The following is a 17,773-nucleotide window of genomic DNA, read 5'->3' as shown; positions in this document are numbered from 1 at the left end:
ACAGGTGCCCCATCGAGACGATCACCGGTCAGTTCGTCGACTTCGCCGCAGCCTCAATCACTCGCGCGACCGTGGCTGGCTGAGAGATAAAGACAGCGTGGCTTGCGCTCACCTCGGTCACCTTGGCACCCGAGCGCTGATACATCCAGCGCTGAAGCTGAGGGCTCACCATGTGATCCTGTGTAGTCAGGATGGCGTAGCTGGGCTTGGTTCGCCATGCCGCCACGGAGACCGGCGCGCCCAATGCTTTCTCGGCGAGTTGGTCCTGTGAGTCCGCCAGGAATTGCGCGTCCGAGGGCGAGACGTCCGCTGCGAAGTTCTCACGAAACTTCGCAGGCGGGAGGAAGAAATACTTATCCGGCGTCGCTCGCATCGCATCGTTGGGCGCGGCGAACTTTTGCAAAAGCTGGCCGCTGGCTTCGCCCGCATCGGGTTGCAGTGCGGCCACGTAGACGAGCGAGCTGACCTTCGGGTCCGCACCTGCCTCCGTGATCACGGAGCCGCCGTAGCTGTGACCGACCAGCACCACCGGGCCCTGCTGCTGATCAATGACGCGCCTGGCCGCATCGACGTCCTCGGCGAGGCCCGTGAGCGGTTCTTGCACGATCGCCACATGGTAACCATCCTTGACCAGGAGGTCGTGGACGGCCCGCCACCCGGAACCATCCACCAGTGCGCCGTGGACAATGACAACATCTTTCGAGGCCGCCTTCGCCTCGGCGTGCGCCATCGTGGTGCCCAGGGCAATCAGGGCGGCAATGGCCAGTTTGTTTCGCAGTACAGACATTTGAAGCTCCCAGGTTGTACCTACGTGCCGTCGTTTCGCGCAATCGCGCTTGACGGGCGAGGATTGATCGGTGATGGCTAACCGCGAATCACGGCAGCCTGTTCTTCATAGCCAGAACGTCGATCGGTTCGAGCGACGGAGGGCTCGCAAGCATCTCGTCGACCCGAGCCATCAGGGCACCGGCCATGCTCCCGTGCAGGTGTGCCTGGCGATCCTCTTCGCTCGCAAAGGCGTCGAAGACGCCGAACGTCGTCGGTGACAGTCTGAGGGCGAACCAGATCGGTGTGGTCGCCTCCCGATTCGTGAGTTCGAGGCCAGTGTCGAGGAAGTCTGCGACCGCCTGCTCCTTGCCCGGCTTGGCTTCAAGTCGTACGAATAGCGCTTTCGTGATCATCTTTGCTCTCCAGTTCCGCGTGATCCATTCACCCGGTGAGCCAAACTTTACAAATGGAGCGCCTGGGAGAATACTGTCTCAATCGACAATTTTGGTATCAATCCCGCCATGCGAATATATGTCCTCGCGCTCGAGGGGGTGTTCGACACCGGCCTCACCACGGTGCTCGACGCCTTGACGACGGCCAACGAACTCGCGCGCGCGACGGGGATGGCCACACCGGGCTTCGACATCACCGTTGTAGGGATGCGCCCAGAAGTGCGCACCGCGCTTGGGCTGCAGGTTCCCGTCCGCGATATGAGAGATGCGGCCGCCCCGGACTGGGTCGTCGTACCCGCGCTCAACAGGACGACGACGGACCTGCTCGTGCCTTCGCTCGGCCGGGCCGACGTGATCGAAGCGCTAGGTGCATTGCGCTCGTGGCACCATGCCGGCGCCCATATCGGCGCTGCCTGCACGGGCACCTTCGTGCTGGCCGAAAGCGGCTTGCTCGACGGGGGCGAAGCCACCACCACCTGGTGGCTCTCGCCGGTGTTTCGGCAACGTTACCCGCGCGTGCATCTGGATGTGCATCGCATCGTGGTTCCCAGCGGCGACACAGTGACGGCAGGGGCCGCCCTGAGCCATCTCGACCTGGCGCTCTGGTTGATCCGCAACAACAGCCCGGAGCTTGCGGCGTTGGTGGGCAAGTACCTCGTATTCGATTCGCGACCCTCGCAGTCGGCCTTTGCGATCTCCGATCACCTGGCCCATTCGGACCCGCTCGTCGAGCGTTTCGACCGCTGGGTGCGCGAACACCTCGACACGGCCATCGCCCTTGACGACGTCGCGAACGCATTGGCTACGTCCACGCGAACGTTGACGCGGCGTCTGAATGAAGTGCTCGGTAAAACGCCCGTCGAGTACATACAGGATCTGCGGGTCGAGCGCGCCGTTCATCTGCTGAAAACGAGCAAGGACAGCGTGGATCGCATCGCCGAGCAGGTCGGCTACGCAGACGGCGTCACATTGCGGACGCTACTTCGGCGGCGGATAGGTAAGGGGGTCCGTGAGTTGCGGGGGTCGTGAGTCTTATCGACTATTGGAGTATGCGGTGGCCGTGGGCGCGTCAGTACCAGCAGCCTTTAGGAAACGGCTGATCGGCCGCCAGCCCGCTCACAGCAGCCCCATGGTCGAGCCCTTCAATGTCGCCGCAGCACGCGTGGAGCAGCCGAGCTTGCGAAACACGCTTTCGACATGGGTGCGCACCGTGCTCGGACTCAGCGCCAGTTCGCGAGCGATCTCCTTGTTGCTCGCACCGAGGCTGATCGCACGTAGCACGTCCGTTTCACGCGCCGACAGACTCGCCGCCTGCTGCCGCGAGCGGGTGCCGCCACGTGGCGTAGGCCTGGAAACGATCAACGCATCGACGATATCGCTATCGAATCGTCCCTGGTCCGCTTCCGCGCGTAGCACCTTCTCGGCTTCGTCCGCCGGCATGGCGTCGCGCCAGGGCCGCAGGGCGCGCAGGGCGACCCACGCCACTGACGCGGCGAGAATACGCGCCTCGAGCGTCAACGCTTCGCCGCTCACGCCTCGAAAATACCCTGAGCCGTCGAGCCGTTCGTATGCGTACGATGCAAGCTCGGCGACGTGCGCGAGCGCCCCGGTCTGCTTGCCCGCGCGCGCGGTCCAATACGGGACGAGCCGTACTTTTTCCCACGCGAATACGGATAGACGTCCCGCCGATTGCCACAGCGCATTGGGCACTGCCGCGCGCCCTATGCCGTGAATCAGGCCTGCGCAGTAGAGGCGGTCCTGTGCCGCTGCGTCGAGCGCGAGCCGTGCGCAGCACGTGGCGGCCGTCGCCGCGACTGCGCGCGAGAATCCCGTCATCCACGGCAGCTTGAGATCGATGACGTCGGCGATGAGTTCGGCCGACGTCGTCTGGCGCATCTGCGGCGTCATCAGCTCCTTGTCGGCCCGAGCCACTTCGGTATGCTCCAGAGCATCCAGCCATTGCGACGCCTGCGCGATGACGATCATCGCCAAACCCCGCGGATAGCGCGCGTCGGCCTGGTGGGCGATCGATTTGAGCGCACGCTCGAGTCCGTAGACACGGCTGAATATTTCCAGGTCGCCGGCCAGCCACACCACGAATACGGCATCCGGCACCGCGGCGCCGGGCAACCGGTCTGGCATGCCGCTGCCGTCCCACTTCTCGAAGATGTGCCGCAGGGTGGCCTCGGTCTCGCGCTCAAGTCCCATGATCCGCGCGACTTCGCTGGACACCTCGCAATGGATCTGAGTCAGGGGCGTCAGAGCGACCCTCACCCCGCCGAGCGCTTCAAGCGGTCCTGCCCAGTCGGGTCGCAGCGCCAGCATGGCCTCTCGCCCCGCGACATCGTCGCCGAGCACATCGGTGAATCCCGACGCATTCGCGGTGCAACCGGACCAGCGCAACAGCGAAGCCTCCACCGCCGCGGTGCGGCTGGATTCGTCGAGACCGGACGCGCGGGCCAGCCGGGCCGCGAGCCACGCCGTGCGCGACGAGTGGTCGGTCGGCTGGCCCATGCTGAGGTCGCCGATAAAGGCAAGCGCCTTGACCGCGTCGAAAACACGAATTGCGAAACCGTCGTCGTTCATCTCTGACGATGCCCCTAGGACTCGGGCCTAAATGGCGTCCATCCAGGATGGGCACGATGCCCATCGCCGGCTTGCGGCGGGGTCGGTTATTTGACCGATACCGTCCGGACAGGCTGCTCGCGATACTGGTGGCTCACTCTACACCCTTGAGGAAACGCCCATCATGAACCATCAGTTGAAGAGATATCTCGCTTCGGCGCTATTGATCGGGAGCGCATTTTCGCTGAACGCCGCCCTTGCCGCCCCGCCGCAGGATCTGAAAGGAACGAATATCGTCCTGGTGCACGGCGCTTTCGCCGACGGATCGAGTTGGGACAAGGTGATCCCGTTGCTCGAAGCGCGCGGTCTTCACGTGGTTGCGGTTCAGAACCCGCTCAGCTCGCTTGCGGATGACACGGCAGCCACCCAGCGCGCAATCGACCAGCAAACCGGTCCGGTCGTGCTCGTCGGCCATTCGTGGGGCGGCGCCGTAATCACCCAGGCCGGCAACGACGACAAGGTCAAGGCACTCGTGTACGTCGCCGCTCTCGTCCCGGATAGCGGCGAATCGGTCAACGACTTGTTCAAAGGCAAGCCGGCGACGCCCGGGGCGGGCGAGTTCAAGAAAGACTCCGCGAATTTCCTGACGTTGTCCACCAAAGGCGTGGTGAACGATTTCGCCCAGGACCTGCCGCCGGCGCAAGCGCGCATCCTCGCCGCGACCCAGGGCCCCTGGTTCGCGGGCGCCCTGGACGACAAGGTGGGCACTGCAGCGTGGCACACGAAGCCGTCATGGTACCTGGTCGCCAACCAGGATCGGATGATCGATCCGCACGCCGAGGAAGCGATGGCCAAACAGATCGGCGCAACGACGACGCATGTCAACTCGAGTCACGTCCCGATGTTGAGTCAGCCGAAGGCGGTTGCCGACGCGATCATCGCAGCGGCAAGCAAAGTCCGCTAACAGTGGCATTGGCTCCGACTGACTGCGGGGGCGCTTCGGAAAGTCCGTGGCGCCAGGTCCTCCCGACAAACAATCCAGAGAAAAATTCGCCGGCCTGCCTGGCGTTAAGCGCCTGGGTCAATTGCGTGCATCGTGCCAGGACTGAATACACATCCGTCTAGTCCCTAACGCTTAAATCTGCCGAGTCCGGCACCCGGTGTGCATGAAATGATTTTGCTGTTCACCACAGTGTGATGCTGAAGTTTGTCGATTCAGCAAACCACTTGCCGTTGAGCATGAAGATTTGGACGTCCGTTGGACCTTGGAAGCAGCAGTTGACCTCGCGCTAGCTCGAAAAGCCATTCGCCAGGAAATCCGTATACCGTCAGATGCGCAAACGCGACCTGACGGTATTTTTTCGCTGAGATGCTTACCGGGGGGGCGTAGCACGGGTTTGGCTGACTGACGGTATACGCGAGGCAAGAGTAGCCCACACGCCCGTGCTGGCTGTTTCCGCTAGCGACAAGAGAATCGGTGCAGAAATCAGAAGCTTTTTGATCATGTGCTATCACGACCATTAACAATGGACCGATACACGAGTGGAACGGCCCAGCCGGCCAGCGGCGGGTGCTGGAAGAAGACGCGACTGAAAGCGCCAGCGAGTTACCGCATTGGCGTTAGCGTTAGTGCTTGAACGAGGCGCCCGGCGGCAGTTCGGGCGCGTTGACGGCCATCATCTTGCGGACCTTGGCGACGTCGTCGGCGATGACCGGCGCGCCGGTGTTGCCCCAGTTGAAGCGCACGAAGGTGGCCACATCGGCTACGTCCTGATCGGACAGGCGCCAGCCGAACGCCGGCATCGTGAACGGCGAGGGCGCCGATTTCGTGCCTTCGAGCGTGTTGCCGCTGAGCAGTACATGAATCAACGATGTGGGGTCTTTGCCCTGCACCACCGGATTGCCGCCGAGCGCCGGAAACACGCGCGTGTAGCCGCGCCCGTCGCTGCGGTGGCAGGCCATGCAGTTGTCGCGATAGACGGCTGCGCCGCGTGCGCTCGCGTCGCCGCTTTGCAGCGCGTTCGCGGCGATGGCGTTATAGGCGTAGGGCGTTTCCTTCGGGTCGTTCGAGGGCAGTGTCTTGAGGTACCGAGCCATCGCGAGCAGGTCCGCATCGGTCATGTGCTGCATGCTGTGCTGAACCACGTCGGTCATGCCGCCGAAAGCGGCCGTGTGCAGATTGCGGCCCGAGTTGAGGAACTGCACGATGTCGTCCTCGGACCACGCGCCGATGCCCGTGCGCGCGTTGCCGCGCAGGTTCGACGGCACCCAGCCGTCGATCGGTGCGCCGCCCGCGAGGAAGTCGTCGCCTTCGAGGTCGGTGAGCGCGAGTTCCTGCATCGTGCGCGCCCGCGGTGTGTGGCACGCGCCGCAATGGCCCAGGCCCTGCACGAGATACGCGCCGCGCGCGACGACCGTGTCGCTATAGTGCGAGCCGTCGAACACCTGCACCTTGGGCGCAAATAGCGTGCGCCAGATCGAAAGCGGCCAGCGCATCGAGAGCGGCCAAGGGATGTGCGCGGCGCGGTTCTGCGCGTGTACGGGCGCGACGCCCCGCATGAAGTACGCGTAGAGCGCCCTCGTGTCGTCGTCGGAAAGGCGCGCGTACGACGGGTAGGGCATCGCCGGGTAGAGCGTTTCGCCGTTCGGGCGCACGCCCTGGCGCACGGCTTTCGCGAAATCGTCGTAGCTCCATTTTCCGATGCCGCTCCCGGCGTCGGGCGTAATGTTCGTGGAGTAGATCGCGCCGATGGGCGTATCGAACTTCAGTCCGCCCGCGAAGGGCTTGCCGCCCTGGGCGGTATGGCAAGCGATACAGTCGCCAGCGCGAGCGAGGTACTCGCCGTGCGCGACGAGGTCGGGGTCTGCGGGCTTGGCAGTGGCGTTGGCGGCACGGGCCGTGAGCAGCGCAAACGCCATGGATAACACAGCACAGGCGGCGAGCGTGATCGCCGCCTTCGAAACGGGGTTCAGGCGGCGCAGTGCGCCGCGTGCGCTTTTACGAGCGAATCGCATGGGGACCAGGTTTTTCTTCATGATCGTCATGGGGTTCTCACACGCTCACCAAGGGGCCGGGGTTCTTCAGATACTGGCTGCGAATCGCTTTCGCGGACCAGTAGGCGAGAGCGGCGACGAGGCCGGTGGGGTTGTAGCCGATCCCCTGCGGGAACGCGGATGCGCCCATCACGAACACATTGGGCACGTCCCAGCATTGCAGATAGCGGTTGATGACACTCGTCTTCGGATCGGTGCCCATCACGGCGCCGCCCACGAGGTGAGTGGTCTGATAGCGGCGTGAGTCGAAGTGGGCGCCGAATTCGCGCGTGTAGACGTTGATGGCCTTTGGGTCCATCGCCTCGGCGATCTTCTGCATCTGGCCCGTCACGTACCGCGCCATCTTGATGTCGTTGTCCTTCCAGTCGAAGGTCATGCGCAAGAGCGGTTGACCGTAGGAGTCGCGATAGGTCGGATCGAGGTCGAGGTACACGTCGCGGTACGACATATTGGAGCCGTGCGCGTCCATCGAAATGGTGTGCGCATAGTGGTCCTTCACGGCCTTCTTCCACCCGGTGCCCCAGTTCGGCGTGCCCGCGGGTGTGGCGATGCCGCTGATCGGCTTCACGCCCGCCTGGTTCACCCAGAGCGGCGAGCCGCCGACGAAGCCAAGCGGCCCGTGGTCGAAGTTGTCGGCGTTGAAGTCGTCCACGGCCACGCCGTTGCCGCCCGCGCCGATGAACGGATTCGTCCACGTGTCCTTGTCGAAGAAAGCCGTGATGGTCGAGAGGTTCTGGTATGCGAAGTTGCGGCCCACCACGCCTTCGCCCGAAATCGGGTCATAGGGCTTGCCGATGCCCGAGAGCAGCAAGAGGTGCACGTTGTGATACTGGAACGCGGCGACGATCACGAGATCGGCGGGCTGGAACACTTCCTGGCCCGCGGGATCGACGTAAGTGACGCCCGTGGCGTGTTTTTTCGTGTCGTCGAGCTCGACGCGCAGCACGTGGCACTTTGAGCGGAGCTCGAAATGCTTCTCCTGCTTGAGCGCGGGCAGGATGTTGAGGTTCGGCGAGGCCTTTGAGTACATGTAGCACGCGTAGCCGCTGCAGTAGCCACAGAAGTTGCATGGGCCCATCTGCACGCCATAGGGGTTGGTGTACGGGCCCGAGGTGTTGGCCGAGGGTAGTCGGTAGGGATGCAGGCCGAGCGCTTTCGCTGCGTCGTAAAAGCGCTGCGCGGAATACGTGTTCAATTGCGCGGGCAACGGAAAGTTGTCGCTGCGCGCCGCCTCGAACACATTGCCGTCGCCGACCACGTTGCCCTGCACCTTGTACGCCTGGCCCGAGGTGCCGAACACCTTCTCGGCGAAGTCGAAGTGCGGTTCCAGTTCGTCGTAGCTCACGCCGTAGTCCTGGATCGTCATGCCTGCGGGGATAAACTTCTTGCCGTAGCGCTCCTCATAGTGGCTCTTCATGCGCAGCTCTTCCGGCGTGATGCGGAAATGCACGCCTGACCAGTGCAGGCCCGCGCCGCCCACGCCTTCGCCGGGCAGGAACGCCGCAAGCTGGCGGTAGGGCAGCGCCGTGTCGTTCACGCCGTGGCGGATCGAGACCGTGGTCTTTGAAAGATCCAGGAAGAGCTTCTTGCGGACGTTGTGCGTGAGCTCGTCGATTGTGTTGGGGTATGCGCCGTCCGGGTAGGTGTCGCGGTACTCGCCGCGCTCCAGCGCCACCACCTTCAGGCCCGCCTCGGTCAGTTCCTTTGCGAGGATCGCGCCGGTCCAGCCGAAGCCGACCACCACGGCATCGACATGCGGTTTCTTCTGGGTCATTTACGCACGCTCCCCGTTGATCGAAACCGGGCCGTACGGATAGGGCTTGCCGTTCTGGTTCACGAAATCCATGAAGTCGGCGCGCGCGCCGGGGAAGCCGATCATCTTCCACGCGGCCATGTCGCGGTTGCCGCCGTGGATCGGGTCGCAGAAGTAGCCTTCGCGCGTGTTCTGCAGCAACTGGCCGAAGAACACGGAGGCGGGCACGCCGTCCATGTCGACCTTGCCCGCTTCGAGCGCCGTCAGCACGCTGTCGCGCGTATTGGCGTCGAGCGCGTCGAAGTCCTTGCCGTAGGCCTTCGAGCAGTACGCGTTCACGGCCTTGATGGCGAGCCGGTAGATGTCGCGCGGCACGAGCTTCAACTGATAGCCGAGTTCGGGCACGCCTTGCTGAAACGGCCCCTGCATGTACCAGAGCGCGCCGTGCGCGTAGGGCGTGTCCATCTGCCGATCGATGAATTCGGGCACGCCGGCCGCTAGCGCGCCAGGGCCTTCGGAATCCGCGGGAATCATGCGGTCCACGGCCGCTTGCAGGAACGCCCACTCACGGGCGTCGAAAAAGCGCGGCTTGTAGTCTCCGTGGACTTGATGCGCCACACCCGCGGACTCGGAAGGCTGGCCGCCTTGCTGCGCAGTACCGGGGGAAGCTCGCGAGCCGCGTTCGCAGCCGGCAAGTGCTCCTGCAGGAACGAGTACTGCCGCCGTGCGCAGGAAGCCGCGGCGTGACGTGAGAGGAGAGTCTGACATAGTTGAAATCCGTATCAAAACTGCGCGGCCTGTTTCGACTGAGACGGCAAGCGGAGACTGGCTCATATAAACTGCGTGAAATGCTCAACGCGTGGCGCTGCATCGTGCGCGTGGATGCATGTTGCGTTCGCTGCCGCATGCGTCCTCACACCTGGAACGAGTATTAACAACAGGCGCCTGCCTTGCCTGAGACGCTCGGAAGTGTTCAATTCGTAAACTCTTCTGTTCTTTTCCTCATTCATTTAGGACGTCTTAGACAAAAGGATAATCGGAGATTTCAAGACACACCATTCTCCGATGGTGTAAACGCTCGATGTTCAAGTTCACCAATTGGTGAAGCAGACCACTGATTGCTCCGGTTCTCAGGAAGCGATAGCAACGAGGGTTAGATCGCGGTCACAATCAGCGGTGCGCCGATGAGCACGACCTCGAACCCGATCCGTAGGTCCGGAAGCAACGGAGACGATGCCCATTGCGGCACCCGGTTGCCCACGAATCTCGGTGGTATGTGCATGACGAGCTGGCCGAGGAGATCCAGGCCACCAAGCGGGGAGACACTCAACGCCGCCGCGTCAATGGCTTTAAAGAAAATTAGTCCCTCGGGTTGCGCAGGTCAGCCGCTTTCCTGAAATCCACAAGAAGGCTTTCCGCCTACGAGCCAATCTAGAGTAGGCCACGCGAAGACGCAAATACACTTTGGGTTAGCTATGACATGACGCTACTTCCCATCGACACATAGATGTAGGTAAGCCATTGTGCAGTGGACCGCCACACCGCTTGCATCCTAGAGTTGCTGTCATGTCGCGCTGTTCACTCACGGCATCGAACACATGATTCGCCGTTCAGGGTGAATTGGATGAAGTGTCTCAAACACATGGATACGCGGATGATTGAAACGGGCCGATTTCAGGAGTAGCTAATGATGACGAGAGAGTGCTCTGAAGTAGAAGTAGCGCGTGTCCAGATTGAAGTTCTTGAACAGTTTGAAGATACTCTCATTATCCGGTGGGTGGAGCCAGGGCGATGCCACTATGGCGAGCAACGCTGGCGTCGTCGTTTTGCGAGGACCCCCGGTGTGTGCGTTTTGTCGCAACTTGCAATCCGTCGCGGTGATGCGGTGTTTAGTCCCGCCGAACGCCCTGCTCGGGCGAACGCATCTGCGATGATATCTGTGGATGCGTTTGGGCTATTCAACTTGGCATCCCGAGAATATCAGTGGACGCGCGACCTCCGGCGACTGACTCACCGGCCGTAGCGAGAAGGCTATATTGGCGCTCTGATTTTGTCTGACAAGACGTTGGCTCCGCCGCTGCGGAAGTGTGAACTTGGGCTATACCATAGTGCAATTGAAACGCGTACCGGCTAACGGTTAATCTTCCTTTTGAAAATGAACGATCAGGAGAGTCAAGAGATAGCGAGCAGTGAGGCAGCGCGCAGTGTCGGCTGCAGGCGATTATCCCGCCACGTCCGAGAAGAGCCGCGTGAGCGGATCTCGCGGCGCAAATGCGATCGTGCGACGATGGGATTACTGAATAGTTGAACCGATTTTCCAAAGGTAGGTATCCGTGAAAGTCTCTCATTTCATTCGATGCGCAGCCATCGGAACAACCATCGTATCGAGGGTAATACACGCACACGAGATCGGTGCAAACTTCGATTGCCGTGCTGGTCCGCACACATTCATTGAACAGTTGGTCGAAGGAAAGGAGATCGATCCGCGACCGATGAAAGTGTCGGACAATGCGGTCAACGTGTATCGGGTGAAACCGAATCAGAACTTCACCGCTTTTGGATTCAGGGTGCGGGCCGTTTTTGGCTACGCCCATAACGACGACATGTTCATTCAGAGGCGAGGCGGAGCTGAAGTGCCCCACCAGGTCTATGGGGTCGTCGTGATGGCCGGGAAAGATACGGTCAACAATCGCATCAGTGAAGCCGGAAGCCCGGCGACAGTGAGAGAGGTCATGCCGCTTGTCATGTCGGCCGTCGTTTGTGAGAAATAGCTTGACTTCGACGGCCCGATGGCCTGAAGGAGCCACTCTAATCGTTGGTCAACGAGAAGGTGGTCAGGACCAGCCCCGACAGCCGAGCGCCTCGCGTACTGGCAGAGACGGCAAATACATTCGGCTTGTCCGTGGAGATGACATCTGCTGTAGTGGTGCAGGCAGCCATGCGCAGCCTAAATTCATTCCTGTGCACGTGGCTCCTGGCTAGGCGTCAGTGGCGGTCGATCTTGCAACCATTGGCTGCGCCCCATCTGTGCGATGATTTCGCAAAACCGCGGATAGCGATACAAGCAGGACGCCATGGGAAAGTATCTGGATAATTGCAGGTAATTGGGATCGCGGATTTCGTAGACTTCGCGGGCGTAGCGAATCGCCTCGTCCTCCCTCGCCACCGCGCAAGCCGCGATAGCGAGTACCGTCGGCGTAACATATTCACGACGCGCTCGGGCCTGCATTTCGCCGTAAACCGCGTCGGCCTCAGTGGCTTTGCCCCATTCTGCGAGGGCCACGACAAGCCAGGCCATAGGCCAAGGGTGCCGGCCGGACATCGCCAAAGTCGCTTCTCCCGCCGCGACGGATGTTTCGAACTGACCGTTCACCAGCAGTGCCGCCTGCAGCACTCCATTAGCAAGCCAGCTCTCGGGATCGAGTTGGACGGCGCGCCGGCTGACCTCCACACCTTCCCCGGTCTTGCCTGCGACAATACAAGTCAGAGCGTATATGGCGTGCGCGTAGGCCGATAGCGGGTCCGCTGTCAGTGCTAACCTCGCTTGCTCCATTCCCTCCGCCAGCCGCCCTTCCGAGTACTGGAGATAAAGAATTCCGTACCAGCAGAGTGCCGGGATGTACTTCGGATTCAGCTGTAGTGCGCAAAGAAACTCATGCTCGGCTTCCGCCGTGTTCCAGGCCCCGATCAGGGCGGCGAGAGCCAGGGCGCAGTGTGCTTCGGCAAGCGATGAATCCAGTGCCACCGCGTGTCGAGCGGCCTCTATGCCCTTTGGCATGAAAGACCGAGGATCTACAAACCCGTACCAGCAAAGGGTCGTGTAGCAATCGGCAAGACCGGCCCACGCCAATGCATAGTCTGGATCGAGATCCACTGCCCGCTGGCAACAGGCGAGGGCATGGGCAATAGCGGGCCCCCTCTTGTAGAGCAGAGCGTGACCCTTCAGGTAGGACTCGTAGGCCTCGAGATTCGGGGTTCGAGGGTACACCAGGGTTTTCGTACCCCACGGGAACGTGATCTTCAAGCGCTGCACGATCGCCTGGGCAATCTCCTCCTGAATTGCGAACACATCCTTCATCTCACGGTCATAGTGCTCCGACCAGAGATGATATCCGTCTACCGCAGACACGAGCTGTGCCGTGATACGCAGCCGATTATCTGCTCTGCGCACACTTCCCTCGAGAACGGTGCGCACGTTCAGTTGCTCGCCGACAATGCGCAGGTCGATGTGCTTACCCTTGAACGAGAAGGCGGAACTCCGCGCTACGACGTGAAGCTCCTGGATCTGGGCTAACGCGTCGATGATTTCTTCAGTGATTCCGTCGGCAAAGTATTCGTGCTCCGGATCTGCGCTCATGTTGACGAACGGCAGCACCGCGATGGAATCGTTTATCACACTCTCGGTGGGGGCTGGCGTGGCGCTGCCTGCGGTTACGGGTGCGACCAGCCGGTAGCCTCGTTTCGAAATGGTCTCGATGACGCGTGGATCGCGGGCATCGTCGTCAAAGGCGCGGCGCAACGCGGCGATGCAGCGCTTCAATACATCCTCGGTCACCACGGTCCTGGGCCACACGGCTTGAAAAAGCTGCTCTTTGGAAACCGTGTCCCCTGGGTGCTGGGCCAGGCACACCAGGACTTCCATTACTTTGGGCTCGAGGCGAGTGGTCCTGCCCAGGGAAGAGATGCTGTTGAGGCTCGGGGTGACCACCCAGTTCCCCACTCGGAGGTCGTCCATCGGGTCTCTCCTCCAGCCGGTCGGTTGTCAGAATTATAGCTTTGCTGAATACCGTTCGCACGGGCATTCGCGGACGCAGAGGAGCTGTAGGGCGATCTCGCCGTGGAGCGCGTCTGTCGCGGTGGTTGCAATGCAATTCGCGCTGGTCGATCAGACCGGCGCGCACACCCTAAAGCGGTGTTTGAATGCGTGCTTGCAAGGCGCCTGGATCTCCCCGTGCGCATCTCCCGATGCGCTGATGCGCGGCTACGGAGACGCGCTTGCATAGCTCCCTGGCGAGCTGGGCACTGATCTTCAGGTTGTCGCAAAGGAATCTGCGCCCCTGTTGCAGCGCGACGCGTCTGAAAGTCATCGGTTGCCAGCAGCCGGATCCGGATGCAAGGCAGCCTTGGCATCCCGGATTTCGACGAGCAATACGCCGGCATAGAGCGCCTCGATTGCCGCCAGCGGGCTGGTCGGGGTGCGGCGAGCGGGCACCCTCGAGCGCGTGCTGCGCTTCGAGCAGTTCCCGGAAGAGGTGCGCACACCAAAGGCTGGCGAATGATTCCATCGAACGATGGTACCGTCCTCACCAAAATTCCACCGCGACATTACGGTCTTCTCACGACTTTCGGGCACATCCACACCAATAATGCTCCCGTCGTAACCATATTTTTGAAGGAGATGGTGTAGACGCGGCGGGATGATCAAGACCGGACTGTTGACCATAGTCTCATATTTATCGAAAGGACCATGATGAGCATGTACGCAAGAGATTTGCTTGAACTACGCCGAGATGATCCGGCGTCGATAGAACTACGGAAGATGGCGATGAACATCATCGCCGTCGGCACCCGAGATCAACGTGAAGGCTGCTGACATGAACGCACTCGAACGGTGGCGCTCACGACCGTTGCAGGTCCGTGCCTTGACTCGCTGCGATGAATGCGGCGAGTTGAAGGATGACGCCAAGAAGCGCGTGAACTATTGCTCGAATATGACGGTCGTCTGTTGTGCAAAGTGTACCGCGGAGATGACTGAAGTTCATGAGGCGGAGCGAGTCAGAAAACTGCGATCTCCGATAAATGTCGGAGGCCGGCAGCGAGCGCCGACCGAGCGCCGACTGACGTGATGGAGAACGGACATGTGCAGGATCGGCTTTCTGATTGGCGAGGGTTTTCAGATCATGGATCTCGCGACGCAGTCGGTGTTCGAGCGGGCGAGCATCGTAGCGGATGAACCGTTCTACGCACTTGAAAACTTTTCCGCAGTAGGCGGAGAAGTGCGTTTCGTCACCTGGCCCCCGAGAGTGGGCACACGATCATTGCACGAACGTGCCGACGTGGACACGTGGATCGTCGGCGGGGTCATTGATCCGCTCAGTTCGCCGCCTCCTGACACTATAGTTGCGTTCCTGCGCAAAGCGAGCATCAGCGCGAGGCGCATAGGCGCGATCTGCACCGGCGGATTCATGCTCGCGGAAGCAGGCTTGCTGGCGCGGCGGCGCGCCGCGACGCATTGGGCGTATGGGCGCGCAATGCAGGAACGTTTTCCGGATATCCACGTCGAGGAAGACCAGATCTACATTGTCGATGATCCGATCTGGACGTCCGTGGGCATGACGGCTGCGACCGCATCGGACTGCAGGATCGAATGATTCATCCAGGTGCCTGTGAATGGAGCTTGTAATGACACCCTGCCACGCAGTTGAACGTGAATCCGAATCGTCGTCGCCGCACGACACGCCGGTGGCATTTGTCGTCGACGATGACGTTTCGGTGCGTGAGTCGCTCGAAGCAATGGTTCGCTCTGCCGGCCTCATTCCTGAGATGTTTGCTTGCGCGCAGGACTTTCTTGGGCGCCCGCGTCCGATGGTCCCGAACTGCCTGGTGCTGGACGTCAGTCTTCCCGAACTCGGCGGCCTCGACTTGCAGAAACTGATTGCAACCGAGCGTACCGACATGCCAATCATCTTCATGACCGGCTTCGATGAGGTGCGCACGGCGGTGTGGGCCATGAAAGCCGGGGCGTTTGATATTCTCACCAAGCCCTTTGACGACCGTGTCCTGCTCGATGTCATTCGCCTGGCTATCGAGCGCAGCCGTGCGGCAATGCGCGAGGAGGCCGAGTTGCAGGCGATCCAGGATCGCTACACCGCGCTCAGTCAACGCGAGCGCGAAGTGATGGCGTTGGTGGTGACCGGCCTTCTGAACAAACAGGTGGGGGGCCAATTGGGCATCTGCGAAATCACTGTGAAGATGCACCGCAGGCACGTCATGAGAAAGATGAGCGCCCGCTCGCTCGCCGATCTGATAAACATGGAGTGGAGACTTCATCCTGAACGCGCGCCAGTGGCGGTGCTGCAACGCAGCTTCGTGAGCGATGAGGGATATTGCGCCGTGGCAGCAAGTCCGTTATTCGAATAGAGCAGCCAGTTGCATGACCATCTAAAGAGCCTTGTCAGGTGGAGCAGCGCGCAAAATTGTGCTGCGTGGCTCCTGCGCAACCGTTAGCGGCGGCTGATCGCGCAACCAATCACTGTGCCCCATCCGTGCAATGATTTCGCAAAACTGCGGATAACGATACAACCGGTATGACAAAGGAAAATATCTGGAAAAGTAAAATAAATTGGTGTCGCGGATTTCGTACGCTTCGCGGGCGTAGCGAATCGCCTCATCTTCCCTCGCCGCCGCGCAAGCCGCGATAGCGAGTGACGTCGGCGTAACGTATTCACGACGCGCTCGGGCCTGCATTTCCGCGTAAACCGCGTCGGCCTCAGTGGCTTTACCCAAACTTGCGAGGGCCACGGCAAGCCAGGCCATGGACCAAGGGTGCCGGCCGGACATCGCCAATGCCGATTCTCCCGCCGCGATGGACGCTTCGAACTGACCATTCACCAGCAGTGCCATCTGCAGCACCCAGTTAGCAAGGAAGCTCTCCGGATCGAGTTGGATGGCGCGCCCGCTGAACTCCACACCTTCCCCGGTTTTGCCTGCGACAGTACAAGTCAGCGCGTATAGGGCGTGTGCGTAGGCCGATAGCGGGTCCGATGCCAGCGCTAACTTCGCTTGCTCCATTCCCTCCGCCAGCCGTCCTTCCGAGAACTGGAGATAAGCGCTTCCGTACCATCCGAGTGCAGAGATGTACTTCGGATTCAGCTGTAGTGCGCAAAGAAACTCATGCTCGGCCTCCGCCGTGTTCCAGGCCCAGAGCAGGGAGGCGACACCCAGGACGCAGTGTGCTTCGGCGAGCGATGAATCCAGTGCCACCGCGTGTCGAGCGGCCTCTATGGCCTTTGGCATGAAAGCCTGAGGAGCCGCAAACCCGTAGAAGCAAAGCATCGAGTAGCAATCGGCAAGACCGGCCCACGCCAATGCATAGTCTGGATCGAGATCCACTGCCCGCTGGCAACAGGCGAGGGCACGGGAAATAGCGGGCCCCCTCTTGTAGAGCAGAGCGTGACCCTTCAGGTAGGACTCGTAGGCCTCGAGATTCGGGGTTCCAGGGTTCACCAGGTTTTTCCTACCCCACGGGAACGTGATCTTCAACCGCTGCGCGATCGCCTGGGCAATCTCCTCCTGAATTGTGAACACATCCTTCATCTCACGGTCATAGTGCTCCGACCAGAGATGATATCCGTCTACCGCAGACACGAGCTGTGCCGTGATACGCAGCCGATTACCGGCTCTGCGCACACTTCCCTCGAGAACGGTGCGGACGTTAAGTTGCTCGCCGACAATGCGCAGGTCGATGTGTTTACCCTTGAACGAGAAGGCGGAGCTCCGCGCTACGACGTGAAGCTCCCGGATCTGGGCTAACGCGTCGATGATTTCTTCAGTGATTCCGTCGGCAAAGTATTCGTGCTCCGGATCTGCGCTCATGTTGACGAACGGCAGCACCGCGATGGAATCGTTTATCACACTCTCGGTGGGGGCTGGCGTGGCGCTGCCTGCGGTTACGGGTGCGACCAGCCGGTAGCCTCGTTTCGAAATGGTCTCGATGACGCGTGGATCGCGGGCATCGTCGTCAAAGGCGCGGCGCAACGCAGCGATGCAGCGCTTCAATACATCCTCGGTCACCACGGTCCTGGGCCACACGGCTTGAAAAAGCTGCTCTTTGGAAACCGTGTCGCCCGGGTGCTGGGCCAGGCACACCAGGACTTTCATTACCTTTGGCTCGACGCGAACGGTCCTGCCCAGGGAAGAGATGCTATTGAGGCTGGGGGTGACCACCCAGTTCCCCACTCGGAGGTCGTCCATCGGGTCTCTCCACCAGCCGGTCGGTTGTCGGAATTATAGCTTTGCTGAATACCGTCCGCATGAGCATCCCCCTACGTCGAGGCGCTGTATGGCGAAGGTCGACAACTACCGTCAAGGCTCCATCGAAATTATCAAAGGCAGGCCGGAATACTATGCGATGTCGAACGCGTTCGAAGTTGCGAACTGCGTCGCGCTCGTACGAGAGGAT

15 protein-coding genes are annotated in these 17,773 nt (G+C 61.1%); 6 read left to right on the top strand and 9 right to left on the bottom strand.

Annotated features, from left to right (window positions below):
- Positions 1-28 precede the first annotated feature (28 nt).
- Together AB3X94_RS29405 and AB3X94_RS29400 are read right to left on the bottom strand one after the other, a co-directional pair.
- Positions 29-787, bottom strand: a complete 759-nt coding sequence (locus AB3X94_RS29405) for an alpha/beta fold hydrolase (protein ID WP_368613434.1) — start codon at positions 785-787, stop codon at positions 29-31.
- Between the two features lie 88 nt (positions 788-875).
- Positions 876-1,181 carry a putative quinol monooxygenase gene (locus AB3X94_RS29400; RefSeq protein ID WP_176106302.1) on the bottom strand — a complete coding sequence of 102 codons (306 nt, stop codon included), beginning with the start codon at positions 1,179-1,181 and terminating at the stop codon, positions 876-878.
- A gap of 108 nt (positions 1,182-1,289) precedes the next feature.
- On the opposite strand from AB3X94_RS29400, the gene AB3X94_RS29395 reads away from it, so the two are divergent.
- A complete protein-coding gene (locus AB3X94_RS29395; protein WP_368613433.1) occupies positions 1,290-2,249 on the top strand; it encodes a GlxA family transcriptional regulator in 960 nt (319 codons plus the stop codon).
- Positions 2,250-2,336: 87 nt separating this feature from the next.
- Here AB3X94_RS29395 and AB3X94_RS29390 read toward each other — a convergent pair whose 3' ends face one another.
- Positions 2,337-3,806: an HD domain-containing phosphohydrolase gene (locus tag AB3X94_RS29390; protein ID WP_368613432.1), complete on the bottom strand. Its 1,470-nt coding sequence runs from the start codon at positions 3,804-3,806 to the stop codon at positions 2,337-2,339.
- A gap of 163 nt (positions 3,807-3,969) precedes the next feature.
- Here AB3X94_RS29390 and AB3X94_RS29385 point away from each other — a divergent pair, with 163 nt between their 5' ends.
- Complete coding sequence (locus AB3X94_RS29385; protein WP_176106299.1) at positions 3,970-4,749, top strand: alpha/beta fold hydrolase; 780 nt, start codon at positions 3,970-3,972, stop codon at positions 4,747-4,749.
- Positions 4,750-5,411: 662 nt separating this feature from the next.
- Here the strand turns inward: AB3X94_RS29385 and AB3X94_RS29380 are convergent.
- Genes AB3X94_RS29380 through AB3X94_RS29370 form a run of 3 tightly spaced genes read right to left on the bottom strand, consistent with a single transcriptional unit; the run spans position 5,412 to position 9,369 of the window.
- Entirely contained in the window at positions 5,412-6,800 is a 1,389-nt protein-coding gene (locus AB3X94_RS29380) for a c-type cytochrome (RefSeq protein ID WP_368613431.1), read from the bottom strand.
- A gap of 37 nt (positions 6,801-6,837) precedes the next feature.
- Complete coding sequence (locus tag AB3X94_RS29375; protein WP_368613430.1) at positions 6,838-8,613, bottom strand: GMC family oxidoreductase; 1,776 nt, start codon at positions 8,611-8,613, stop codon at positions 6,838-6,840.
- Complete coding sequence (locus AB3X94_RS29370; RefSeq protein WP_176110428.1) at positions 8,614-9,369, bottom strand: gluconate 2-dehydrogenase subunit 3 family protein; 756 nt, start codon at positions 9,367-9,369, stop codon at positions 8,614-8,616.
- 910 nt (positions 9,370-10,279) lie between these two features.
- On the opposite strand from AB3X94_RS29370, the gene AB3X94_RS29365 reads away from it, so the two are divergent.
- Positions 10,280-10,615, top strand: a complete 336-nt coding sequence (locus AB3X94_RS29365; RefSeq protein ID WP_368613429.1) for a DUF3331 domain-containing protein — start codon at positions 10,280-10,282, stop codon at positions 10,613-10,615.
- A gap of 310 nt (positions 10,616-10,925) precedes the next feature.
- Positions 10,926-11,363, top strand: a complete 438-nt coding sequence (locus AB3X94_RS29360; protein ID WP_312883540.1) for a hypothetical protein — start codon at positions 10,926-10,928, stop codon at positions 11,361-11,363.
- 182 nt (positions 11,364-11,545) lie between these two features.
- Here AB3X94_RS29360 and AB3X94_RS29355 read toward each other — a convergent pair whose 3' ends face one another.
- Positions 11,546-13,327, bottom strand: a complete 1,782-nt coding sequence (locus AB3X94_RS29355) for a winged helix-turn-helix domain-containing protein (RefSeq protein ID WP_368613428.1) — start codon at positions 13,325-13,327, stop codon at positions 11,546-11,548.
- Between the two features lie 348 nt (positions 13,328-13,675).
- The gene (locus tag AB3X94_RS29350; RefSeq protein WP_368613427.1) at positions 13,676-14,035 is read right to left on the bottom strand and encodes a hypothetical protein; all 360 of its coding nucleotides are present in this window, start codon (positions 14,033-14,035) and stop codon (positions 13,676-13,678) included.
- Positions 14,036-14,450: 415 nt separating this feature from the next.
- Here AB3X94_RS29350 and AB3X94_RS29345 point away from each other — a divergent pair, with 415 nt between their 5' ends.
- Both AB3X94_RS29345 and AB3X94_RS29340 read left to right on the top strand, forming a co-directional pair.
- Entirely contained in the window at positions 14,451-14,963 is a 513-nt protein-coding gene (locus AB3X94_RS29345; RefSeq protein WP_368613426.1) for a DJ-1/PfpI family protein, read from the top strand.
- 31 nt (positions 14,964-14,994) lie between these two features.
- Positions 14,995-15,732 (top strand): response regulator transcription factor, encoded by a 738-nt coding sequence (locus tag AB3X94_RS29340; RefSeq protein WP_368613425.1) that lies wholly within the window; start codon positions 14,995-14,997, stop codon positions 15,730-15,732.
- A 21-nt stretch (positions 15,733-15,753) separates the two neighbouring features.
- On the opposite strand, the gene AB3X94_RS29335 is transcribed toward AB3X94_RS29340, so the two are convergent.
- Complete coding sequence (locus AB3X94_RS29335) at positions 15,754-17,565, bottom strand: winged helix-turn-helix domain-containing tetratricopeptide repeat protein (RefSeq protein ID WP_368613424.1); 1,812 nt, start codon at positions 17,563-17,565, stop codon at positions 15,754-15,756.
- Positions 17,566-17,773: the final 208 nt, after the last annotated feature.

The organism is Paraburkholderia sp. BR10923 (genome assembly GCF_040948765.1).
GTDB lineage: Bacteria > Pseudomonadota > Gammaproteobacteria > Burkholderiales > Burkholderiaceae > Paraburkholderia > Paraburkholderia youngii.
This window is presented reverse-complemented; position numbering and strand designations above follow the sequence as displayed.